24 protein-coding genes are annotated in these 22,314 nt (G+C 32.0%); 11 read left to right on the forward strand and 13 right to left on the reverse strand.

Annotated elements, in window-relative coordinates:
- Positions 1-46: 46 nt before the first annotated feature.
- The 13 genes from A8C32_RS06715 to A8C32_RS06775 form a co-directional block, all read right to left on the reverse strand.
- Positions 47-301, reverse strand: a complete 255-nt coding sequence (locus A8C32_RS06715) for a hypothetical protein (RefSeq protein ID WP_069829678.1) — start codon at positions 299-301, stop codon at positions 47-49.
- 128 nt (positions 302-429) lie between these two features.
- The gene (locus A8C32_RS06720) at positions 430-1,956 is read right to left on the reverse strand and encodes a hypothetical protein (protein ID WP_069829679.1); all 1,527 of its coding nucleotides are present in this window, start codon (positions 1,954-1,956) and stop codon (positions 430-432) included.
- Between the two features lie 371 nt (positions 1,957-2,327).
- Positions 2,328-2,993, reverse strand: coding sequence for a hypothetical protein (locus A8C32_RS06725; protein ID WP_069829680.1), 666 nt, complete (start codon positions 2,991-2,993; stop codon positions 2,328-2,330).
- A 633-nt stretch (positions 2,994-3,626) separates the two neighbouring features.
- Complete coding sequence (gene moaA / locus A8C32_RS06730; protein ID WP_069829681.1) at positions 3,627-4,634, reverse strand: GTP 3',8-cyclase MoaA; 1,008 nt, start codon at positions 4,632-4,634, stop codon at positions 3,627-3,629.
- Between the two features lie 44 nt (positions 4,635-4,678).
- Positions 4,679-5,590, reverse strand: coding sequence for a bifunctional molybdenum cofactor biosynthesis protein MoaC/MoaB (gene moaCB, locus A8C32_RS06735; protein WP_069829682.1), 912 nt, complete (start codon positions 5,588-5,590; stop codon positions 4,679-4,681).
- A gap of 99 nt (positions 5,591-5,689) precedes the next feature.
- Positions 5,690-6,484, reverse strand: coding sequence for a cation efflux transmembrane domain-containing protein (locus tag A8C32_RS06740; protein ID WP_205635376.1), 795 nt, complete (start codon positions 6,482-6,484; stop codon positions 5,690-5,692).
- Between the two features lie 133 nt (positions 6,485-6,617).
- Positions 6,618-7,061 carry a molybdenum cofactor biosynthesis protein MoaE gene (locus tag A8C32_RS06745; protein WP_069829684.1) on the reverse strand — a complete coding sequence of 148 codons (444 nt, stop codon included), beginning with the start codon at positions 7,059-7,061 and terminating at the stop codon, positions 6,618-6,620.
- A 47-nt stretch (positions 7,062-7,108) separates the two neighbouring features.
- Positions 7,109-8,218, reverse strand: coding sequence for a molybdopterin-synthase adenylyltransferase MoeB (gene moeB / locus A8C32_RS06750; protein ID WP_069829685.1), 1,110 nt, complete (start codon positions 8,216-8,218; stop codon positions 7,109-7,111).
- Positions 8,219-8,285: 67 nt separating this feature from the next.
- On the reverse strand, positions 8,286-8,519 hold the full coding sequence (locus tag A8C32_RS06755) for a MoaD/ThiS family protein (protein ID WP_069829686.1): 234 nt from the start codon (positions 8,517-8,519) through the stop codon (positions 8,286-8,288).
- A complete protein-coding gene (gene mobA, locus A8C32_RS06760; protein WP_069829687.1) occupies positions 8,503-9,087 on the reverse strand; it encodes a molybdenum cofactor guanylyltransferase in 585 nt (194 codons plus the stop codon). The genes A8C32_RS06755 and mobA overlap by 17 nt, the downstream gene beginning before the upstream one ends.
- A 4-nt stretch (positions 9,088-9,091) precedes the next feature.
- The gene (locus tag A8C32_RS06765; RefSeq protein ID WP_069829688.1) at positions 9,092-9,832 is read right to left on the reverse strand and encodes a sulfite exporter TauE/SafE family protein; all 741 of its coding nucleotides are present in this window, start codon (positions 9,830-9,832) and stop codon (positions 9,092-9,094) included.
- A gap of 74 nt (positions 9,833-9,906) precedes the next feature.
- Positions 9,907-10,245 (reverse strand): winged helix-turn-helix domain-containing protein, encoded by a 339-nt coding sequence (locus tag A8C32_RS06770; protein WP_069829689.1) that lies wholly within the window; start codon positions 10,243-10,245, stop codon positions 9,907-9,909.
- An 11-nt stretch (positions 10,246-10,256) separates the two neighbouring features.
- On the reverse strand, positions 10,257-11,435 hold the full coding sequence (locus tag A8C32_RS06775) for a molybdopterin molybdotransferase MoeA (RefSeq protein ID WP_069829690.1): 1,179 nt from the start codon (positions 11,433-11,435) through the stop codon (positions 10,257-10,259).
- A 128-nt stretch (positions 11,436-11,563) separates the two neighbouring features.
- Between A8C32_RS06775 and A8C32_RS06780 the strand changes: the two genes are divergently transcribed.
- The 11 genes from A8C32_RS06780 (at position 11,564) to A8C32_RS06830 (ending at position 22,297) form a co-directional block, all read left to right on the forward strand.
- Complete coding sequence (locus tag A8C32_RS06780; protein WP_069829691.1) at positions 11,564-11,794, forward strand: hypothetical protein; 231 nt, start codon at positions 11,564-11,566, stop codon at positions 11,792-11,794.
- A 12-nt stretch (positions 11,795-11,806) separates the two neighbouring features.
- The gene (locus A8C32_RS06785; RefSeq protein ID WP_069829692.1) at positions 11,807-14,134 is read left to right on the forward strand and encodes a molybdopterin-dependent oxidoreductase; all 2,328 of its coding nucleotides are present in this window, start codon (positions 11,807-11,809) and stop codon (positions 14,132-14,134) included.
- 187 nt (positions 14,135-14,321) lie between these two features.
- Positions 14,322-15,014 carry a nitrate reductase cytochrome c-type subunit gene (locus A8C32_RS06790; protein ID WP_069829693.1) on the forward strand — a complete coding sequence of 231 codons (693 nt, stop codon included), beginning with the start codon at positions 14,322-14,324 and terminating at the stop codon, positions 15,012-15,014.
- Entirely contained in the window at positions 15,004-15,630 is a 627-nt protein-coding gene (locus A8C32_RS06795) for a cytochrome c3 family protein (protein ID WP_069829694.1), read from the forward strand. Before A8C32_RS06790 ends, A8C32_RS06795 begins: the two co-directional genes overlap by 11 nt.
- Before the next feature lie 38 nt (positions 15,631-15,668).
- Positions 15,669-16,793, forward strand: a complete 1,125-nt coding sequence (locus A8C32_RS06800) for a 4Fe-4S dicluster domain-containing protein (protein ID WP_069829695.1) — start codon at positions 15,669-15,671, stop codon at positions 16,791-16,793.
- Between the two features lie 330 nt (positions 16,794-17,123).
- Complete coding sequence (gene dsrP, locus A8C32_RS06805; protein WP_069829696.1) at positions 17,124-18,341, forward strand: sulfate reduction electron transfer complex DsrMKJOP subunit DsrP; 1,218 nt, start codon at positions 17,124-17,126, stop codon at positions 18,339-18,341.
- A gap of 231 nt (positions 18,342-18,572) precedes the next feature.
- Positions 18,573-19,238, forward strand: coding sequence for a Crp/Fnr family transcriptional regulator (locus tag A8C32_RS06810; RefSeq protein ID WP_240491704.1), 666 nt, complete (start codon positions 18,573-18,575; stop codon positions 19,236-19,238).
- Positions 19,239-19,447: 209 nt separating this feature from the next.
- Positions 19,448-19,876 carry a globin family protein gene (locus A8C32_RS06815; RefSeq protein ID WP_069829698.1) on the forward strand — a complete coding sequence of 143 codons (429 nt, stop codon included), beginning with the start codon at positions 19,448-19,450 and terminating at the stop codon, positions 19,874-19,876.
- 2 nt (positions 19,877-19,878) lie between these two features.
- Positions 19,879-20,688, forward strand: coding sequence for a c-type heme family protein (locus A8C32_RS06820; protein WP_069829699.1), 810 nt, complete (start codon positions 19,879-19,881; stop codon positions 20,686-20,688).
- Positions 20,689-20,780: 92 nt separating this feature from the next.
- A complete protein-coding gene (locus tag A8C32_RS06825; protein ID WP_069829700.1) occupies positions 20,781-21,260 on the forward strand; it encodes a hypothetical protein in 480 nt (159 codons plus the stop codon).
- Positions 21,261-21,268: 8 nt separating this feature from the next.
- Positions 21,269-22,297, forward strand: a complete 1,029-nt coding sequence (locus A8C32_RS06830) for a ferredoxin--NADP reductase (RefSeq protein WP_069829701.1) — start codon at positions 21,269-21,271, stop codon at positions 22,295-22,297.
- Positions 22,298-22,314 lie beyond the last annotated feature (17 nt).

Here is a 22,314-nt window from a genome sequence, read left to right on the forward strand (position 1 = left end):
ATACCAAATGTATTTCGCCATTTTGAAATACATTTGGTATTTTAGTTTAAAAATTTTCAAAAGCGTAAAGTTTTATTTTGGTTTCCATTTGTAACTTTAACTTTATATGTTTTTTAATAGCCTTATTTTTAGTGTATTTTATTGAATAGGTATTACTTTTAAAAAGCCATTTTGGATATTTTTTAGATATAGCAATTCTTAAATTAACAGGAAGTTTAATATTTTTAAATACTTCTTTACTGGATAAAATATCTCCATTAAACTCATCTTGACTTTTTGTTTTTAACCGAAAATGAGGCAAAATTTGTCAAGATAAAGTTATTTTTAAAGAGTATAACATTGCTACGCATTAGAAAATAACTGAATGAGCGAATTTTGGACATTTTTTAGGAAATAAAAAAAGTCAAGATAAGTTCATAGAATAATAGTTTATTGATTAAGTGCTAAGTTTTTATTTTTTGATGTAATAAGTTTTTTATCATCTATTAAGTTACCTTGAATACTCCAAGTAAAATCTAACTTAACATTGTTTTTAAAATAGGGTGCATTTAAATCAAAATATTGATTTGTAATATATAAATGGCTAGAACTATTAGAGGTTGTAATTCCTGGTATATATCGAGCTTGGCCATGACAACTCATACAATTGGTTTGCATGCCAAACAAGTTTAATTGATTACCAACTCTTTGGTCGATATTATAAGCTTGAACAAATTGATTTCCTGTTGAAAACGTTCCTCCAATAGCAACATCATCCTTAATAACTTGAAACGGTCCAAACCCAGCTTCAAGGTAAGGATTATAAGCATATAATGAATTTGCATTTTTTCCAGAACCACCAAAATAAGGTTGTACCGGTTTTACCATACTATAGGCAATAGACATGGCGTAGTGTTTTGAAGCACCATCTAACTGTTTAGGCCTTTGGCTAGCTATGGTTTCTGTACTAGGTTTAAAAGGATTATCTGGATTTGGAGACCACCAAAATGATTGCCAAGTCCATCTTTTAGTTTCTCGAGTGGTAACGTGCATAGCTTTAAGAATTAAAAAATCACCAGTTTTTATATTTCTAGATTTAGCGATTGTTGAATCTGCTTTAAAGTGGATAAATTCATTAACAGAAAAAATAGACTTATCTTTATCTGTTTTTCCTGTTAGGGTAACATAAGCAAAATAGTTCCAAGCATCTTCTCCAAATTTTCGTTCTGGATTGTTTTGTTCACCAGGCCATACGGCTATTTTATAACAGTCACTACATTTTTCTTTAGCTAAATCGGCATCAGTTAAAGGATCGAAAATAGGTTTTAATACAACGCCACTAGTTGGGAAATCTTTTATTTGAGGAAAACGAGCCCCAGATTTACTAATAGCGTTTAATTTACTTTTTAAGAATAATTTATTATCAAATATATGATTTGCCGCAGAAGGATCATATTTAACAAAACTAACAATATCTCCAGTAGAAGTATTTAAACCTTTACCTGTATGAAATTGACTTGGAACCTTTAATTTACCACGAGTTCTTTTTATGTTTTTTAAAGTAATCTTATTTTTATTTAGAAGTTGATCTGTTAATGCACCTTTTATATCTTCAGGTGTATACCAAGTTTCAAACCTTCTTAATTTTTGATTATCATAAGTTTCACTGGTAAAAGCCGTTAAAGCTTCCCAAATATCCCAACCATGGTTAATTATTTCAGGATTATTTTCAAAATGACCAGCTTTTACATTATTATATTTAGGGTTGCTAATCCATTTATTTATTATAATGGAATCCGTAGGAAATAACATACCACTAATTAGTTTTTTAGGCATAGGAATAGCCTTAAAAGAAGCTTTAGATGTTGCGATAGCTTTGTTTTTGACTATATGTTCTGCATTATCTTTTTTTTCATTACAACTAGTAAATAAAATACTTGCGTATATAATGATGGTTGCTAAGTTTTTGATTTTCATTGGTTATTAAGTTTTGAATTGATAGTTAGTTTTTCTTAAAACCAAAAATAAGTGATGACAAGAAATTATAAACAGGTAGAAACACGTGTTTTTAAAATAATGATTTATAGGTGTTTGAGTTGCTGTTTAACTGCGGAAGCGACTATGTGGAATGAGAAACAAATGACAAGTATTAAGACTTGTCATACGTGTATTTGTTTGATGTAGTTGTTTACTGAATTATATTTATTTGCAGATATTCAATTTTATAAAAACCAAGATCACGTATTAGTTATATAAAATTTAAATATCTCTTTTTAATTTAATCTGAAAAAATTCATGTTTATTCTAAAAACTATGAATTTTTGAGCTAAAAAAGGAGACTACAATGGTTAAAAGTTGGCTTTAATAAATTGCGCCATTTGTGGGTCTTTTTGCTGGATAGTTTTTCTATTAAAAGGATGACGTTTAGTACTTCCTTTAGCAAAGTATGCTTCTACGCTTGTCGCCAAATATTCAGATCTACCTTGCATTACTTTTGCACTATTAGGATATATTTTCTTTTTTCTAGCATTAGCCATTAGAGCCTTAAGGGTGTTTTTCTGCTTTTGAGAAAGGTGCTTGTGTTCATAAAAATGAGCAAGTTCATGAATAACGAAATTAATATTACGATTATCTTTCACAAATTGATTATAATCATTCATAACTACTCTTTGATTAAAAGGCTCATATAATAAATCTCTGAAACCAATGTCTGTAGCTAGATATATTGACTTGACCTTAGTCATTTTAGTAATTGATGAATTTTTAAGGCCAGAAGCATATAATTGATCTATCCTTTGTTTAACGTATGATATAGCGTTTGCAGGAGTTTTATTATCAGTAATTAGTTTGAAATTACGATATTTTTGATCTTTGGAGGTTATACTTAAATCGGTTTCTTCAAGAGAAGTTACTTTTTGTTCTACATTTTCATCTAATAGATTTTCATCTTTGTCACAACTAATTGTGAAAATTGTGGCAATCATTAATAGGGTTAATAATTTGATTGTTTTCATGATTTTTAGTTTAGTACTTAATTAATATTTAACGTGATCTCGGTTTTAGTTGTCTATTTAATAGTTTGTTGTAATTATAAATGTAAGACTATGTGTTGTTTATTTGTAAGATTGTATTTATCACTAAAACCCTTACTTAAAAATTGTTTTTATTTTTTTGTGTTGAAAAAGTATAACAGACTATAAAGAAAAGTGCTTTTAAAAATGAAGTCGATTCATATAAAGGATTAATTTTTGATATGTGTTTTTTCGTTTAACACCATTTTGGATATAAAATGGCTATAATTAAATTTGATAGATTTTTCGTTAGTTTAAGGCATGAAATTTAGTCATAGATTTAGTCATTATAACTAAATTTATAACGAATAAATAGTAAAAAAGAAACTAATTAAATGAGGTGTTTTATGTTCGAAATGGGTTTAAATCTCTCGTTCATAAATTCCGTAACTATGCTATTTTAGTTGCGTATTTTTATATAAAAAATAACGACTGGGGTATTCTGATGCTAAATTCTTATAAATGAACTCATCTTAACTTTTTGTTTTTAACCGAAAATCATGAATTTTTCGGGTATCCATTTCTTGTTGAAATTCATCGTAATTTCAAAGAATAAATGGTATTAATATATTAAGTCTACCCTCCAATAGTAATCATACTTCTATTATTATTGTGAAGTTTTGGTTCTTGCAATTTCTTTAAAGTATCCATGCCACCACGGACTTTAAATTTTGCTTGAACAGCTTTTTGAATTACAGGTTCAATAGATTTTCCTTTACGCAGTGTGGTTAATAAATCGGATTCTGTAGATGAAAACAAACAATTTTTTAATTGTCCATTTGCTGTTAAACGCAATCTATTACAAGAATCGCAAAACGGATTAGTAACCGAGCTAATAATAGCAAAACTACCTTTGTAGCCTTCAATTTTATAGTTTTTAGATGTGTCGTTTGGAGCGTCTTGCAAACGTTCAATGTTTTCTTTAAGAAAAGAAGCATTAACATACTCCATAACCTCGGCATAAGAAACCATTTTACTCATATCCCATTTATTGCCATCAAAAGGCATAAACTCAATAAATCTTACCGAAATAGGTAAGTCTTTAGTGAAATTAATAAAATCAATAATTTCATTATCGTTAAAGCCTTTCATTAAAACAGCATTCACTTTTACAGTAAAACCTTCTTTAACTAATAAGAGAATGTTATTGTAAACTTTTTTAAACTCATGTCTTCTGGTAATGTGTTTAAATTTGGCAGCATCTAAAGAATCAAGGCTTACATTTATTTTATTAACATGATTAGCTTTTAAAACATCAATAAACTTATCAATAATAACAGCATTAGAAGTTATTGATAACTCTACAGGTAGCGTTGATAGTTTTTCCAAAATAGTTGGAATATCCTTTCTAATTAAAGGTTCGCCACCAGTTAATCTAATTTTAGTAACGCCATTATCTACAAAGGTTTTAGCAATGGTATAAATTTCCTTATAAGTCATTAAATGATTTTTAGGGGAAAGTTTAACTCCTTCTTCGGGCATACAGTATGTACAACGTAAATTACAACGCTCAATTAATGAAATACGTAAATAAGCATGGTCTCTACCATGTAAGTCTTGTAATATGGGCTTTTCAGTCTTCATTATTCATTTTTAATTCTTCATTATACATGATGCTCAAATAGAAATTAGTCGTGTCTTGCACCTTTTAAAATTCTGAAAATATGTAAAACCGATGGAAATATAGCATCCATAGATTCTTTGGCTCCATTTGTAGAACCTGGTAAAGCTAGTACTAGAGTATCTTTTATTGTGCCAGCAACACTTCTAGATAACATGGAATAAGGCGTGCGATCTTGTCCGTAGTTTCTAATGGCTTCTTCAATACCTGGAATTCTTCTATCTAATAATGGTAATAATGCTTCTGGTGTTACATCACGCCCAGAAAGTCCAGTACCTCCCGTGTAAATAATTAAATCGACACCCTGTTCTTGATAAAGTTTGGCTTTATCTTGAATATCATTTATCTCATCAGGAATGATAATATAATCAGAAATTGCGACATCACAAGATTCTAATTTTTCAATAATAGCTTTTCCTGCTCTATCTTCCTTTTGTCCTGCCGAAATAGTATCGGAACACACAATAACTGCAGCTTTTAAATCTTTTCTAAAACGATCTTTAAAATCAGACTTGCCGCCTTTTTTATTCAATAGCTTGATTTCATGTATTTCAATGCCCTTATCAATAGGTTTTAACATATCATACATGTTTAAAGCAACAACACTAGCGCCATGCATAGCTTCAACTTCTACACCCGTTTTATAAATGGTTTTTACTGTAAATAATACCGTAATCTCTAATCCGTTTGTGACATATTCAACACCAGTAAATTCAATAGGTAAGGGGTGGCAGTCAGGTAAAATATCTGGTGTACGTTTTACTCCTAATAACCCAGCGGCTTTACTCATAGCAAATACATTTCCTTTTGGAACCGTATCGTTTTGAATAGCTGTTATAGTTTCTGGTTTACTAACTTTTACAACAGCTTGTGCTACAGCGGTTCTTAGTGTTGTGTTTTTATGTGTGATATCGACCATTTTCGATTAAATATTTTTTATTAATTATTTATTATTAGTGCTTTTCGTAAAATCGTTTTTAGCTATGTTTTATACATGTTATTGTGATTAGGCTTTCCATCATTTACTTAATTTAAGTATTCGAAACGCACCTTGAATTACTAACACAAAAACAATTGTTCCTATTATTAAATCAGGTTTATTGGTATTTAGCCAATTAACCAAAACTCCTGCAATTATTACTCCTAAATTAATAATCACGTCATTCGAGGTGAAAATCATACTTGCTTTCATATGTGCTTCTTCTTTGCTTTTTGACATTTGTAAAATGTAAAGACAAATTCCGTTTGCCATAAGTGCAAAAATTGAAACGATAATCATTGTTGAAAAATCAGGAAGTTTCTCGTCTCCAAAAAACCTCTTTAAAACTTCCACAAATCCAATAATGGCAAGTGTGATTTGAAAATATCCCGCAAGTTTTGCAATCCGCTTTTTCTTAATCAACGTTCCACCAACTGCAAACAAACTAATTCCGTAAACAAAACTATCCGCAAGCATATCTAAACTATCGGCAACAAGTCCTATAGATTTTGAAATTAGACCTGTTGTCATTTCGATGATGAAAAAAGCGAAATTAATTACAAGAACAAACCAAAGTAGTTTTTTCTGATTAGCATTTTCTTTAAAATCCTTTTGATCGGTCTGTTTGGTTGAAATTTTCTTTCCGCCTAAATTCAGTTCGATAAGAGACTTTTCGATTTGATCGATTTCTCCGTTGTGAAAAACGATCAATTTTCGATTTGGAATGTCAAAGTCCAAATTAACAATACTCGAAATCCCATCCAATTTCATTCGAATCAGATTTTCTTCTGATGGACAATCCATTTTGGTGATTTTAAATATTGTTTTATACACTCGGTTTATTGATTTTTAAGCATTAACCACAACTATGAACTAAAAGAGTTGGAGTTAATCCAAACATTCACTTTTTCAAAAGAAAGATGCTGGTCATGTTTTGTAACGTTTCAACAATTAAACAAAAGCATTTTTAGCTATTTACCTTCCATTGATGTGATTCATCTTCAAAAATTTCTTTTCCAAAAACAGGAACATCGGCTTTTATAGCTTCAACAATATATTCTAAAGCTTTAAAAACAATTTTGCGTCTTGGTGATGATACAAAAACGAATAAGCAAATTTCTCCTGCTTTTACAGTACCTAAACTATGGTAAATGTGCATACAGGTCAATTCGAATTTATCGAAAGCAGCTTCACGGATTTCATGAAATTTAGCATTAGCCATGTCTTCGTAAGCCGTGTATTCTATAGCTGTAACTGTTTTATCGTCTATAACATCGGCGCGAACCTGACCTAAAAAGATATTATGAGCTCCAATACTCGTTTTAGTTTGATGTTTTGCAATAGAGTTCCCAATAAATTCTGAGGAAATTGCGCCTTTTTGAAATACGTTTTTATGTTTTTTTTCTGTCATGATTTTTTTTATTTTTAGAGTCATTGCGAGGTTACGAAGCAATCTTTTTATTTTGGAGAGATTACCTCAGTCGTTCCTTCTTCGCAATGGCGGTTATTTATTTCAATAATTTCTACAGCTCCTTCCTTAACACTAAAGCAATTCGTAACATTTAGTTCTTGCAATAAGGTAACAGCTCGTTTACTTCGTATTCCAGATTGACAAAAAATAGCTTTGTCTTTTGTTTTGTCAATCTTATCTATGTTGTTTTCTAATTCACTTAAAGGGATATAAGTTACAGGTAAAGTATCTACTTTAGGTTGCTCGTGGGGTTCCCTAATATCTATAAATTGTATACTTTCCTTTAAGAGTATCTCTTCAATAGAAATAACTATAGGTGTAATTTCACAATTGAAATCGACTTGTTGTTTATTAAAGTTTTCTTTGTCTTTTAAAACGGAATCAATAATTTCCTGAGATCGTTTAACTTTTAATATAGAATTCTGTAAGGTAAGTGCATTGTAACACAGTAATTTTCCAGAAAGCGTATCACCAAGTTCTAATATTATTTTTAAAGTTTCGTTAGCCTGCATACATCCAATAATTCCGGGTAGAACACCTAAAACACCAATTTCTGAACAATTAGGGGCTGTTCCTGCCTCGGGAGGCGTAGGGAATAAGCAACGATAACTTGGTCCATTTTGATAATTGAAAACAGATACTTGTCCTTCAAATTTATAAATAGCACCAAAAACCAGTGGTTTATTAGTAATAATACAGGCATCATTTACCAGATAGCGTGTTTCAAAATTATCGGTGCCATCAATAATAATATCATATTGATTAAATAAATCGATAGCATTGCTATGAGTTAACTTTTCAGGATAAGTATTTATTGAAATGGTATCGTTTAAATCTGCTAAGCGTTTTTTTGCAGCTTCAGCTTTATTTTGTCCTAAAGATGATGTTCCAAATAATACTTGACGTTGTAAATTAGAGGTTTCAACTACATCAAAATCTACAATACCAAGAGTTCCAATACCCGCTGCGGCTAAGTATTGCAAAATAGGGCAGCCTAATCCGCCAGCACCAATAACAAGTACTTTGGCATTAGAAAGTTTGTCTTGACCTTCTTGTCCTATTTCAGATAAAATTATATGTCTACTATATCTACTCATAATTCTTGTATTCCTTTATTAAGACTCTGCTATATGTGATATTTAATCAAATCTAGATCACATTTTATCATCCTCCTGCAAAAGGTGGTAATAATGCGATTTCTGTCCCTGTTACTTTAGCTTCAATAGAAACTAACTCTTGATTTTGGGCTACTTGAAAATCTTTATCTTTTAGTAAGGTATATTTATTATAAAGGATATCTAAAAGTTCAGAAACTAAAGTTCCTGAGAATTCTAAAGATTCTTCTTTCTGTTGAGTAACTTCAGCTATTTGTCCAAAATATTTAATATCTATTTGCATTTTCAACGGCTTTTAATTGTTCGGGTGTATTTACATTCATAGTACATATATTATTTACAGAATCTAATGTTATGTTTTTTACACCACAGGTTTTTACAGCAACACGTAAACGTCTTTCTCCTTTTTGTAATAAATTATAAAACGTAGTCTTGCATTGTTTTTTATATAGAGCTATTAGTGGCATGGTTTTACCAATGCTTTCAATTTGAATGATATTAGTTTCAAAATGGATGGTACGCACCAATTTTTCTAATATATCTGTTTTTATTAAAGGAATATCGCAACTTAAAATTAAATTATAGTTTGTTTTAGAGGCTTCTAATCCAGAATATATACCAGCTACAGGGCCAGCATCCTTTATAAAATCGGTAACACGCTTAAAACCAAGTGTATCGTACTCTGGATGATCTGAAACGATTATAATTTCAGACACTAAAGGCTTTAACGCATCAATACTGTATTGAATAAAAGGTTTTTCGTTAAGTAATAAAAAGCCCTTATCCGTTCCCATGCGTGTGCTTTTTCCACCAGCTAAAATAATTCCTGTTATGTTTTTTTTATCTATCATTATTTTATGTAAAAAATAATTTTACGCAGGCTATAATAAGTACAAAGGCTAAAATATACCGTAGCTTTTGATTGTTTATTTTTTTACTTCCGTAGTAACCACCAAAAACACCTCCAATAAGTGCTATGGCTACTAATAAAAAAGATTCTTTTTCCAGTGTAACACCGCTACTTAATTGACCAATAAGTCCAGATACCGAATTTACCCAGATAAATAAGGCAGAAACGGTTGCAGCTTCTTTCATTTTTCCCCAGTGTAATAATAGAATTACGGGGCTTAATATAATACCTCCACCAATACCAATGAGTCCAGAAAAGAACCCTATAATACCGCCTACAACTATACCTTGCCATGGCTTTACGTTTTTAATATAATTGCTTTCTTTTCCAAAAACATTCAGCATTTTTAGTATAGCGAATATGAGTAAAACGGCTAATATCTTTTTATAAATAGAGGCATCAACTTCAATCGTACCACCTACAAAAGCTAAAGGTATTGAAGCAATAGCAAAAGATAAAAACAGTTTTTTATTAAAATAACCTGCTTTATAATAGTAATAGAAAGATATACCTGCTACAAAGATATTAAGTAGAAGGGCAGTAGGCTTCATAGATTCTGGAGCAAATGAAAACAAAGCCATAAGCGCTAAGTAACCACTCGCACCTCCATGACCAACACTAGAATACAGAAAAGAAACTATGGGTAAGATTAATAAAAAGAGGTATATGTTTTCGTTTTGCAGCATGAAAAGTACTTAAAGTTTTAAAGTGTGCTAAAGTATTTAAAGGTAAAATTATCTGTAGTTGTATATGTTTTGGGTTATAAATGTTTAATTTTCTCAAGTTGCTGATCTAAAAAAGCCCAACAGTTTTTATTAATATCATCAAAAGCCATTACTAAGGATTTTCCATAGTCTGTTAATTCAGCACCGCCACCGCCTTTACCACCAATATTATTTATGGTAACTGGTTTTTTAGCCGATTTGTTTACCGAGTCTAAAAGCTGCCATGCTTTTTTATAAGATATATTTAAAGATTTTGCGGCTTTAGATAGCGAACCTGTTTCTTGTATAGCTTTAAGTAAATGCACACGACCTTCTCCTAAAAGTACATTGTTCTCAGATTCTATCCATATTCTACTCTTAATTTTATAACTCATAAATAGTTGTTTTAAGCAGGTAATAAAATCACTTCTACAGTATCTTTTTTCTCAATTTTCACTATAGTTTCAGGTACAAAAACCAGAGCGTTAGATAGTGCAAATGTTTGAAGCATGGAAGAGTTTTGACCTTCCAAAATTTCGACTTCATCAGTATTATAAATTGCTTTTAAAAACTGAGGGCGATCTCCTTTTTTTTCAAAATTTGATTTAGATATCGCTTTAACACGAGGCAATTCAATAATCTCACGATTCATCATTTTTTGTAGTGCTATATTAACGTAAACATAAAAGCAAGTTAAGGCAGCAGCAGGATTTCCTGGTAAAGCAAAAATAAGCGTGTCGTCTTTTTTTCCAAAGAATAAAGGTTTCCCCGGCTTTTGTTTTACTTTATAAAAAATGACTTCTGTTTTTAATTCTAAAAGTGCTTTTCCAACAAAATCATAATCACCAACCGAAATACCTCCAGTAACAATAACCAGATCATTATCTTGTATTACAGACTCCAGTTTAGCTTTTGTTTTTTCATAATCATCTTCAATTTTATGAATCGAAATATCATAGAATTTTAAATGATATAAAGCATTTTGAAGCATGGTAGAATTGCTTTCATATATTTTACCATGAGTTAAATTTTGACCAGCTTCTACAAGTTCATTACCAGTAGTAATTATGGCGATTAATGGTTTTTTATATACAGAAACGGTTGTAATACCCAAAGAGGTTAAATAGCCAACAGCAGCTGGTGTTAATTTTGTGTCCTTTTTTAAGGCAATGGCTCCTTTTTTAACTTGTTCTCCTAAAGGTCTTATGTTATGATTTATAGGGATATGTTGTTCAATAGTTATTTCTTTTCCATTAACGCGTACCTTTTCTTGCATCATAATGGCGTTAGCCGAATCTGGAACAGGAGCGCCAGTAAAAATCCTCACCGCATCACCTGGTTCTAAAATGGGTTGGTGTCCATCTCCTGCTTTTATTTCATCTATTAAATTATAAGATAAGCTATCATGTAAATTAAGCGCATAGCCATCCATAGCAGATTGCCTAAAAGGGGGCATGTTTATAGGTGAATTAATATCCTTGAATAAAATATAACCACCAGCTTTTACTACTGGTTTTATGGTTTCTTTTAAAAGTGGTTTACTATGGTTTTTAACTGCTAAAATAGCATCTTCTACAGAAATCATTTGTGTTTTTCGTTATGTTCTAGCAAATATAGCGAATTCATTTTTTATTGAAACATGATTTTTATCAGTTTTTTTTCTGCTAAAAAGCAGGAGATTTACACTTAAGAAAATCAAGAAAAGAAAATTGAATGCCTATTAAAAGCTATTTAGCACATCCTCATAATGGTAAAAAAGAGATTCTCACTAAGGCTATAAATGCTTTAGAGCATTGTGAAGTCATTCCAGCTGAGAATGAAAATTTACTTATTGTAGTTACCGAAACCGACAATAAAGAACAAGAAGACCTTTTAAAAGAAAAAATAGAAAACATTGAGAGTTTAAAATTACTTGCTATGGTTTCTGGGTTTAATACAAAATAAAATAGTTTATATATGTACACGTCTTTAACCAATAGAAGAAGTTTTATAAAGAAAATGGCAATTATGTCTGCAATGACAGCCGCAGCTACTATGTTTCCTGGAATATTATTTGCAGAAGAGCAAGAGGAAAAATTACCAAAAGGCGGAAACTTAGATTGGAAAAAAGCACCATGTAGATTCTGTGGAGTAGGATGTGGGGTTTTAGTAGGCGTAGAGAATGGTAAGGCTGTAGCGGTAAAAGGAGACCCAAAATCGCCTGTAAATAAAGGACTGTGTTGTGTAAAAGGGTATCATTCTGTAATGTCTATTTATGGAAAGGATAGATTAACTAAGCCATTAGTAAAGAAGAACGGCAAGTATGTAGAAACATCTATGAAGGAGGCTTTAGACTTAATAGCTTCTAAAATGAAGACTACTATAAAGGATCATGGTAAAGATGCTGTTTCTATTTATGGCTCTGGACAATGGACTATTCCAGATGGATATGTGGCATCAAAGTTATTTAAAGGTTGTATAGGTACTAATAATGTAGAAGCTAATGCGCGTTTGTGTATGGCTAGCGCAGTTACAGGGTTTTTAACATCTTTTGGTTTGGATGAACCTATGGGGTGTTATGAAGATATAGATCATGCCGATGTATTTATTCTTTGGGGGAATAATATGGCAGAAATGCATCCTGTATTATTTTCAAGGTTGTTAGATCAACGATTAAAAAGAGGTGTGAAAATTATAGATTTTGCTACCAGAACCACACGTACAAGTATGGCGGCAGATAAGTCTATTATTTTTCAACCTCAAACAGATTTAGCGGTTGCTAATGCTATTTGTTATGAGATTATAAAAAACGGATGGGTAAATAAATCCTTTGTAGAAAAGCACTGTAGTTTTAATAAAGGGCTTACTAATATGGGATATGGACTTGAGGATAAGTACAAGTTTAAAGACAAACCAGAAAAGATAGATTTTGAAGCTTATAAAACGTTTTTAGAAGATTATACTCCAGAAAAAGTAGAGCGTATATCTGGTGTTTCAGCTAAAGACATTAAGTATATGGCAGCTTATTATGGCGATCCTAATAAGAAAGTCATGTCTTTATGGTGTATGGGGATGAATCAGCATACACGAGGGACTTGGATTAATAACTTGGTATATAACATTCACTTATTAACAGGTAAAATATCTACACCAGGTAACAGTCCATTTTCATTAACAGGACAACCAAGTGCTTGTGGTACTGTAAGGGAAGTTGGAACATTAACACATAAGTTGCCGCATGGTGTGGTTATGAAAAAAGAGCACCGCGAGCATGCTGCAAAAATATGGGATGTTCCTGTAGAGAATATAGATCCTAAACCAACCTACCATACCGTTGAAATGTTTAGGGCTTTGGATAGAGGTGATATTAAATTTATGTGGATTCAAGTAACAAATCCTATGGTAACTATGCCTAAACTAAAGCGTTACAGAGATGCTTGTAAAAAGGAAGGACGTTTTATAGTGGTCTCAGATATTTATCCAACGCCAACTACAGATATTGCCGATGTTATTTTACCATCTGCCATGTGGATTGAGCGTGAAGGTATGTATGGTAATTCTGAACGACGTACGCAGTATTTCGAACAAATGATACAACCGTCTGGAGAAGCGATGAGTGATACTTGGCAAATTGTAGAGGTAGCTAAACGCTTGGGTTACGAAAAACAATTCTATTATAAAGAAGAAACACATATAGAAGAAATATATAACGAATACAGAAGGCACCATGAAGGTAAAAAGCATGCTATGGCTCCTTTAGAAGTTTTAAAAACACAGCCAGGAGCACAATGGCCTTATGTAGATGGTAAATCTACAAAATGGCGTTTTAATTCGGAGTATGATCCTGCATGTAGTAATGGAGAAAAGTTTCATTTTTATGGCAAACCAGATGGTAAGGCTGTTATATGGCAACGTCCTTACGAGCCTGCGCCAGAAGTTCCAGATAAGGATTATCCGTTCTGGTTATGTACGGGGCGTGTTATAGAGCATTGGCATACAGGGTCTATGACGCGTAGAATACCAGTGTTGCATAAAGCCATGCCACATGCTTATGTGGAGTTAAACCCTGAGGAGGCTAAGCAGATGCAAATAAGAACAGGAGATAGTGTTAAGTTAACCACAAAGCGTGGAGAGATTATTTTACCAGCTTCGGTTAATGAAAGAGGTGTACCAGAAAAAGGGCAGGTATTTGTGCCGTTTTTTGATGAGAATATGCTGATTAACGATATTACATTAGATGCTTTTTGTCCTATATCTAAACAACCAGATTATAAAAAATGTTCTGTTAAAGTAGAAAAAGTATAATTATGAAATACGCATGTTTAAAACTGTTATTATTAATTATAATGTTTAGCAAGCGAATGACATCTAACAATTGTGTAAAGGGCTTGGAGACAAGTTTAAGAAACATTTGTTTAAAAAATATTTTGATTTCGAGGCTAGCTTCGGAGCATTTAAATCTCGATTATCGAGTAAAATTAAATATCATTAGATGAAAAGACTAGGTATCATATCTTTATTCGTCATACTATTTATGGCTTTTATAGCTGTATGGAATATTAGTTATCAATCTGGAATGGAAGAGGCTTATATTCCAGTTGAAAACACCAACCCCATTTCTTTAATTCCTTCCGAAACTGGTGTGTTTACACGATCTAAATATGCTTTGGATTATGTAAATATGCCTGTTGATGAGCAGCATCAACGCGTATTAAAAAATTACTATAAAAATAGAGCATTTCATGGTGCGCCACCTAGTATTCCACACCCAGTAGAAGATGAGCGTAATATGGGAGATAATAGTTGCTTAAAGTGCCATCAAAATGGTGGGTTTGTTAATAAATATGATGCTTATGCTCCAGTTACCCCACATCCAGAAATGATTAATTGCAGGCAGTGTCATGTACCGGAACATACAAAACAATTATTTAAAGAAACTAATTTTTATAAAGCAGATCCACCTGAGGTAGGAGTTAATAATGCATTACAAGGAAGTCCGCCTGTGATACCTCATCAAATTCAAATGCATGAAAATTGTTTAGCATGTCATGCGGGACCAAGTGCTCCTAAAGAGATTAGAGTATCCCATCCAGAGCGGGTTAATTGTAGACAATGTCATGCGTCAAATAATAAAGAGACAGAAGATATTGGAATATTTAAAAGAACTAATAATAATGAGCAATAGACCAGTTATGAGTAGACTAATTTATCTTTTTGTTTTATTACTAATTGTTTTTTCATGTAAACATGATGAGGGAGAATACCATAGTGTTATAGATAGAATTGAGGCAGAGAGTGAAAATTATCATGGTACTTCAATATCATCAGAAAAATATATAGAGGGTATTGAAACTATAGAAATTACCGAAGGTGGTCATACATTTTTAATACCAGAGCGCAAGGGGCAAATAAAATTGTATGCTTGTACAGAGTGTCACACTAAACCGTTGTCTAAAATGCAAAGTAAAGACGTTAAAAAGGCGCATTGGGATATTAAGTTGGCACATGCTAATAAAAACACCATGAATTGTATTACTTGTCATAACCCAGATAATATGAATAGTTTAAAAAGTTTGACGGGTAGCGATATAGATTTTAATAGGAGTTATAATGTGTGTAATCAATGTCACACCAAACAATTTGAAGATTGGAAAGGTGGTGCTCATGGTAAGCGCATAGGTGGATGGGCTCCTCCTAGAGCATCTATGACTTGTGTTAATTGTCATAACCCGCATAAGCCTCATTTCGAATCGAGGTGGCCAGCGCGTTTTAATACACAAAAAGTAAAGGAAAGAGAATAGGTATAATACTAATTAATAGTATTAATAACAGTTTAGGTATGAGCAGTGAAAATAAAAAGTGGTTTTCGTTAAATCTTGGTAGAAAAAAAACAGAAATATTTGGATCTTGTGGTTGTGGAAAAACTTCGGGTGGTTGTGGTGGTGCTTCAAGTACAGATCAAATTAGCAATGAGGACTTTGATAGAGAGGTGCTTGCTGCAATTGGAGAAGAAAGAAAAAAAGATGGATTCGATCAGGTTTTTAATGTCAAAATGGATAGGCGAACTGCTTTTAAAAAATTAACTGCAAGTTTAGCAATTGGTGCTGGTGCTATAAGTACGTCTTGTAGTGTAATATCTGGAGATGATACTAAAGAAAAGGCACAAATAGATTGGGAAGAGCAATTTAAGGGGAATTATAAATTAATGACTCCTGAGGAGAAGGGTGCTACTGTAGAGCGTTTGGTGCGTTCGTATCAATTAAGAACTGGGAAAACAATTAGTATGTCCTCTAAAAATGCAGAAGAAGATGTCTTGTTTGGATATGCTTTTAATATTTCGAAATGTCAAGGTTATATGGATTGTGTAAGCGCTTGTGTTGAAGAGAATAATCAAGACAGGGATTCGCAAATGCAGTACATTCGAATTCATGAAATGAAGGATGGAAAGGGTTTTAATTTTAATGAAGCAGATGATAATTATTACCATGAAGTGCCTGCAGAGGGGCATTTTTATATGGGTACACAGTGTTTTCATTGCGATAATCCGCCATGTGTTGAGGTGTGTCCTGTACAGGCTACTTGGAGGGAAGATGATGGTTTAGTGGTTGTTGATTACGATTGGTGTGTGGGGTGTCGTTATTGTATGGCAGCTTGTCCTTACGATGGTAGACGTTTTAATTGGAGTAAACCAGAAGTGCCAGAGACTGAGGTTAATAAAAACCAGCATTATTTAGGTAACCGAATGCGTAAAAAAGGGGTGATGGAGAAATGTACTTTTTGTGTGCAACGTTCTAGAGCTGGTAAGAATCCTGCTTGTGTTGAGGCTTGCCCTACGGGTGCTCGTATTTTTGGGAATTTATTAGACCCAGATAGTACTATTAGATGGGTTTTAGAGAATAAAAAGGTGTTCCGATTAAAAGAAGATTTAGGTACGGAGCCTAAGTTCTGGTATTTTATGGATTAGGATGTTTAATTGTTGATTTGTTTAGTTGTTGAATAATGTAAAAAAGGATTAAGCAATTTAACATATAAATGATTACGTATAGTTATTGGTTAGTATGTTGAACTGTTTAATTGTTGGTTTTGTTGAGCGTTTAAAAGGATATTATTAAGGAATAATCGATTAAACAAAATCAACAGTTAAACAAATAACTATTATACATAACGTAGCACGCGTTAGGGATAGTAGTGAAAAGCCCGCAGTGAGGTACGAGCGAGGACTTGTAACGTATAGCCCGACCCTTGTGGTAACGCCCAAAGTAAAAGAAGATAAAGTTTTATAACATAAGTTTATATGCGACGATTTAAAGTTTTTGGAAGTTTAGTAAAGGATAGTTTAGATACCATAACGCATGGATCTAGAAGGTATCATATTTGGATGGGAGTATTAACTTTTATGATGCTTGCAGGTATGTATTGTTATTCTATTCAATTAAGTGAGGGCTTAAGTGTAACAGGTATGGCAGATCGAGTGAGTTGGGGGTTATATATCTCTAATTTTACATTTTTGGTAGGTGTGGCAGCGGCTGCAGTTATGCTGGTTATGCCTACTTATGTTTTAAAGGATATAGATTTTAAGCAGGCGGTGCTTATTGGAGAAGGTTTGGCGGTTTCTGCGTTAATTATGTGTTTGGCATTTGTGGTTGCAGATATGGGAGGGCCTTCGGTTTTATGGCATATGATTCCTGGTTTTGGGGTTTTTAATTTTCCTAATTCTATGCTAACATGGGATGTGTTGGTGTTAAATGGATATTTATTTTTAAATATTACTATTCCATTATATATTTTATTTAGACATTATCAAGGTAAAGAAGCAAAGTCTAAAGTTTATGTGCCAGGCGCTATTTTGTCTGTATTTTGGGCTGTTGGAATTCATTTAGTTACTGCTTTTTTATATCAAGGTTTACAGGCGAGACCGTTTTGGAATAATGCATTATTAGGGCCTCGATTTTTAGCATCTGCATTTGCAGCTGGGCCAGCTTTAATTATTTTGGTTTTAGCTATTATTAGAAGTTGTACAGAGTTTAAAGTTCAAGATAAAACCATAAAAAAAATAGCTTTGGTGGTTACTGTGGCTGCTCAAATAAACTTAATTATGCTAGTGTCGGAGTTGTTTAAGGAGTTTTATGCACCAACACACCATAGTGAAAGTGCTTATTATTTGTTTTTTGGTTTACATGGTAAGCATGCATTATTACCATGGATTTGGACGGCAATTCCTTTAAATGTATTGGCTACGGTTTTATTAACGTTTCATAAGCTTAGAAATAATTTTAAAGTTCTTTTCTTTTGCTGTTTTATATTGTTTATAGCTATTTGGATAGAAAAAGGCTTTGGACTTATTGTACCTGGTTTTATACCTGGACCTTATGGTAAAATAGCAGAATATATGCCTACAGGTATTGAAATAGGGGTAACGTTGGGTATTTGGGCGCTTGGAGCCTTTGTATTTACAATACTTGCTAAAACAGCAATTGGTATCGAATTAGGAAATCTTCGATATAAAAAGTAAAGCTTCTTTATAATTTTAATATTTAAAGCCGATAAAAACATTAATTGATCAATTTCTGTTCATGTTTTTTGTTAGACTCTCAAAAATAATGTTAGAAAGATGAGAACTAAGTATTATTACGTATTATTGTAATGAATATTAGTTTTTATGTCTTCAACAGCAGTACATATAAGGTCAAAAAAAAGATTGTTTAACGATGTCTCTTGTAAGTCTTGTCAGAATGAAAGATGCTTGATTAAAAGGAATTTACATGCTATTTCTTTATCTAAATTTGTAGAAAATAAGAATACTTTAAAATGCAAAAAAGGACAGCAATTTATAATGGAGGGTGCTCCTGTAAATGGTTTGTTTTTTATTTTAAAAGGTACTGTAAAAGTTTTTAGAACAGGCATAAATGGACGGGAACAAATTGTACGGTTTGCTAAAGAGGGAGAGATTATAGGACACCGTGGCTTTGGAACTGAAGAACATTATTCTATTGGAGCTATAGCTATACAAGAATCTGTGTTATGCTATTTCTCAAAGGATGATTTACAAGAAGCTTTAGTAGAAAATCCAAAGTTTACTTACGATATGATGCTATTCTATGCTAATGAACTTAATAGGAGTGAGAATAAAGTTAAGTCGATATCTCAAATGACTGTTAGGGAGCGTGTTATAGATACATTGTTGTATATATATAGAAAATTTGGAGACTTAAAAGGTTTTTTAAATCTTCCGTTAAGCAGAAGGGAATATGCCGATTATGCGGGTACAACCGAAGAACAAGTTATACGAGTGTTTTCTGCACTTAAAAAAGAAAAACTTATTACCGCCCAAGGTAAGAAAATTGGTGTACCCAATACACAACTACTTAGAAAAGAAATTAGTGAACATAACTACTTTTTAGATAGCTAATAATTTTTGTTAATACCTGTAATTCTTTAAGTTAAATAGATGTTACTTAGGAGTAATATTAATTTACTGCGTTTTGATAGTTTTTTATATGTGGTAAAAGACTATTTTCAACTGTATTATTTCATAATTAATTTGAGAACTAGCTTCTATTTTTGTGAAGAATAAGTATTAATACTTATTTTTTGTAAAACAACCAAATATATAAGATTATGGAATCAAAAACTATCGCCCTAGTTCAAGAATCGTTTGAAAAAGTAAAACCAATAGCACCAGCTGCAGCGGAAATTTTTTATAATAAATTATTTGAATTAGACCCGCAGTTAAAACCATTATTCCCTAATAGTGAAGGTGAAATGAAAGAACAGAGAAACAAACTTATGAGTATGTTGGGTGCTGCTGTAGCAGGGTTAAGTAATTTAGATGCGCTTATACCTATTCTTAAGAATTTAGGTAAAAGACATGTGGATTATAAAGTAGAAGCTTTTCATTACGTTACGGTAGGTGAAGCGTTAATAGGAGCTCTTGAGGTTGGATTAGGTGATGATTTTACACAGGATGTAAAAGAAGCGTGGGCTAATGTTTATGGTGTTATCTCTAATGTAATGATTGAAGGTGCTTACCAAGATATAAAAATGTAATTATGAAGATAATATATAAGACCTTAATGTTAATTGGAACCACTGTATTAGTTTCATGTGGTGGCGTTCCAGAAGAGAAATCGGCAACAAAAGGAACTGAAAATATTTTTTCTGTAGAAGAAGTTTTAGAAATGGTTGCAAAAGAGAATGATGTAACCAGAACATTATATACTAAAGCTATTGTTGGTAAAGGGAAATCTCAAGGGATGAAATTTGATGAAGATTGGAGAAAGGATGATGTAGAGGCAGGGCCATTACCAGCTCTGTTTCTAAGAGGTGTAGCAACAAGTATTAGAAAAAGCCCTATACCACTAGGATTGTATTTGGGCTCTGATTTTCCTGTGAATGCAGCAAATAAATTTGAAGGAAAACAGGCAGATTTATTTGATAAAATCAAGAAAGACCAAAAGCCTCAGTTTTTTTATGATGAAGATCAAAAATTACACACAGCTATGTTTGTAGATATAGCAAGTGCTGGTGCATGTGTAAGTTGTCATAATGATCATCCTCAAACAACAAAGTCCGATTGGAAATTGGGTGATGTTATGGGAGCTACGACATGGCAATACCCTAAAGATTCATTAACGTATAAAGAAACTGTGGAAGTTTTAAACTCGTATGCTAAAGGCACAGTAGATATATATGTAGAATATTTAAATGAAATTGAAGCTTTCAAAGAAAGTGAGAAACCAGAAATAGGAAATAAATGGCCAGCTGAGGGTAATTATTTACCAACAGCAGAAGTTTTTCTTGATAGTGTAAAGAAAATATCGTCGTATGAAACGATGAAACACCTTATGGTAACAAAATAAGTTTAAGTGTTGATTGCAGCTTTGCTCATTTCGTTATAGTTATGATATGGGCAAGTTGCTAATTATTTTTTTATTAAAATTATTGATAGTTTATGGTAATAAATAACAAATCCACTTGGGTTGGAGTCGTATTACTTAGTGCTTTCTTTTTGCAATTTTTTTTTAAGTTAGAATGGGAGTGGTTACTTGATCTCCAGCAGCAAGAAATGTATAAACGCTGGTCTGGATTAGCTTTGGCTTTGTTTCTTGTGTTTCAATGGTTATTAACAGCAACACGGGTTATTAAAAAACTCAGGAAATATGCGATGTTGGTATTAAATCTTCATAAATGGTTAGGGGCTTTAAGTCCTTTGTTTTTTTATATACATAGTGTCTCTTTAGGGTATGGTTATTTGTTATTACTATCATATGTGTTCTTTTCAAATACTTTATTAGGTTATTTTAATCTTGATGTTATAAAAAGCAATAGTGATTTATTGTTTAAAGGCTGGATGATAACTCATGTGGCACTATCTGTAATAGTTACAATTATGATGGTGTTTCATATAATTATGGTGTTTTATTATAAATAAATTAAGATATGAAACTTTTAGTAAAAGATATTATAGAAGAAACCAGTGATGCAATAAGTATATGTTTCAAAAATGGAAATTTCTTTAAAAAATTAAAATATAAACCAGGACAATTTTTAACTATTCATGTACCTATAGATAAGTTAGTTAATAAGCGAGCTTATTCTTTTAGTAGTAACCCGTATACAGATAAGGATTTAAAAATTACTATTAAACGAGTTGATAAGGGCTTGGTTTCAAATTATCTGCATAATAATCTCAAGGTAGGTGATAAATTAGAAGTTGACGACCCTGCGGGTTCCTTTTTTATTGAACCAGAAAGTAAGGCAAAAAAACAATATGTGTTGTTTGCAGGTGGTAGTGGAATTACTCCTATGTTTTCTATTGTTAAATCTATTTTAACCGAAGAGAAGGATTCTAATATATTATTGGTTTATGCAAATCAAACAATAGCATCAATTATTTTTCATGATGAAATAAAAGCTCTTGAAAATCAATACCCAGAAAGGTTTTCGGTTGAGCACATTATTTCTGCAAATAAAGAGTCTCAGGCTAATTATCATTCAGGTTTAGCTACTAATAAGTTATTAGGAGAGATTTTTGCAAAACATCAATTATCCTATAGCGAGCATACCTATATGATATGTGGTCCATTTGGTTACATGGAAAAAATAAAAGCTATTTTAAAAGAGAATGGAATTCAAAGAGAAAAAATAAAAATAGAAGTTTTTAAAATGCCAGTAGTAAAAGTTACAGGTAAAAAACTTTTAAGTGAAGTTACTTTAAAAATTGAAGGAGAAGAACATCAAATAAAAGTAAGAGGAGATAAATCTATATTGCAACAAGCGATGTCTAATAGTATAGTTATTCCTTATTCATGTCGATCTGGTATGTGTTCTACTTGTAAAGCAAAATGCGTATCTGGCGAAGTGAAAATGGTTGAAGGACATTTGTTAACGGATCGTGATGTGGATAATGGAGAAATACTTACATGTATTAGTTATCCTGTAAGTGAGAAGATTGTTATTGAAATTTAAATCTAAAGTATCTATAA

Source organism: Flavivirga aquatica, assembly GCF_001747085.1.
GTDB lineage: Bacteria > Bacteroidota > Bacteroidia > Flavobacteriales > Flavobacteriaceae > Algibacter_C > Algibacter_C aquatica.

Excerpts from the sequence above, each read along its gene's own strand:
- A8C32_RS06720 (WP_069829679.1), bottom strand. The coding sequence starts at position 1,956 with ATGAAAATCAAAAACTTAGCAACCATCATTATATACGCAAGTATTTTA.
- A8C32_RS06725 (WP_069829680.1), bottom strand. The coding sequence starts at position 2,993 with ATGAAAACAATCAAATTATTAACCCTATTAATGATTGCCACAATTTTC.
- moaA (WP_069829681.1), bottom strand. The coding sequence starts at position 4,634 with ATGAAGACTGAAAAGCCCATATTACAAGACTTACATGGTAGAGACCAT.
- moaCB (WP_069829682.1), bottom strand. The coding sequence starts at position 5,590 with ATGGTCGATATCACACATAAAAACACAACACTAAGAACCGCTGTAGCA.
- A8C32_RS06745 (WP_069829684.1), bottom strand. The coding sequence starts at position 7,061 with ATGACAGAAAAAAAACATAAAAACGTATTTCAAAAAGGCGCAATTTCC.
- moeB (WP_069829685.1), bottom strand. The coding sequence starts at position 8,218 with ATGAGTAGATATAGTAGACATATAATTTTATCTGAAATAGGACAAGAA.
- A8C32_RS06755 (WP_069829686.1), bottom strand. The coding sequence starts at position 8,519 with ATGCAAATAGATATTAAATATTTTGGACAAATAGCTGAAGTTACTCAA.
- mobA (WP_069829687.1), bottom strand. The coding sequence starts at position 9,087 with ATGATAGATAAAAAAAACATAACAGGAATTATTTTAGCTGGTGGAAAA.
- A8C32_RS06765 (WP_069829688.1), bottom strand. The coding sequence starts at position 9,832 with ATGCTGCAAAACGAAAACATATACCTCTTTTTATTAATCTTACCCATA.
- A8C32_RS06770 (WP_069829689.1), bottom strand. The coding sequence starts at position 10,245 with ATGAGTTATAAAATTAAGAGTAGAATATGGATAGAATCTGAGAACAAT.
- A8C32_RS06775 (WP_069829690.1), bottom strand. The coding sequence starts at position 11,435 with ATGATTTCTGTAGAAGATGCTATTTTAGCAGTTAAAAACCATAGTAAA.
- A8C32_RS06780 (WP_069829691.1), top strand. The coding sequence starts at position 11,564 with ATGCCTATTAAAAGCTATTTAGCACATCCTCATAATGGTAAAAAAGAG.
- A8C32_RS06785 (WP_069829692.1), top strand. The coding sequence starts at position 11,807 with ATGTACACGTCTTTAACCAATAGAAGAAGTTTTATAAAGAAAATGGCA.
- A8C32_RS06790 (WP_069829693.1), top strand. The coding sequence starts at position 14,322 with ATGAAAAGACTAGGTATCATATCTTTATTCGTCATACTATTTATGGCT.
- A8C32_RS06795 (WP_069829694.1), top strand. The coding sequence starts at position 15,004 with ATGAGCAATAGACCAGTTATGAGTAGACTAATTTATCTTTTTGTTTTA.
- A8C32_RS06800 (WP_069829695.1), top strand. The coding sequence starts at position 15,669 with ATGAGCAGTGAAAATAAAAAGTGGTTTTCGTTAAATCTTGGTAGAAAA.
- dsrP (WP_069829696.1), top strand. The coding sequence starts at position 17,124 with ATGCGACGATTTAAAGTTTTTGGAAGTTTAGTAAAGGATAGTTTAGAT.
- A8C32_RS06815 (WP_069829698.1), top strand. The coding sequence starts at position 19,448 with ATGGAATCAAAAACTATCGCCCTAGTTCAAGAATCGTTTGAAAAAGTA.
- A8C32_RS06820 (WP_069829699.1), top strand. The coding sequence starts at position 19,879 with ATGAAGATAATATATAAGACCTTAATGTTAATTGGAACCACTGTATTA.
- A8C32_RS06825 (WP_069829700.1), top strand. The coding sequence starts at position 20,781 with ATGGTAATAAATAACAAATCCACTTGGGTTGGAGTCGTATTACTTAGT.
- A8C32_RS06830 (WP_069829701.1), top strand. The coding sequence starts at position 21,269 with ATGAAACTTTTAGTAAAAGATATTATAGAAGAAACCAGTGATGCAATA.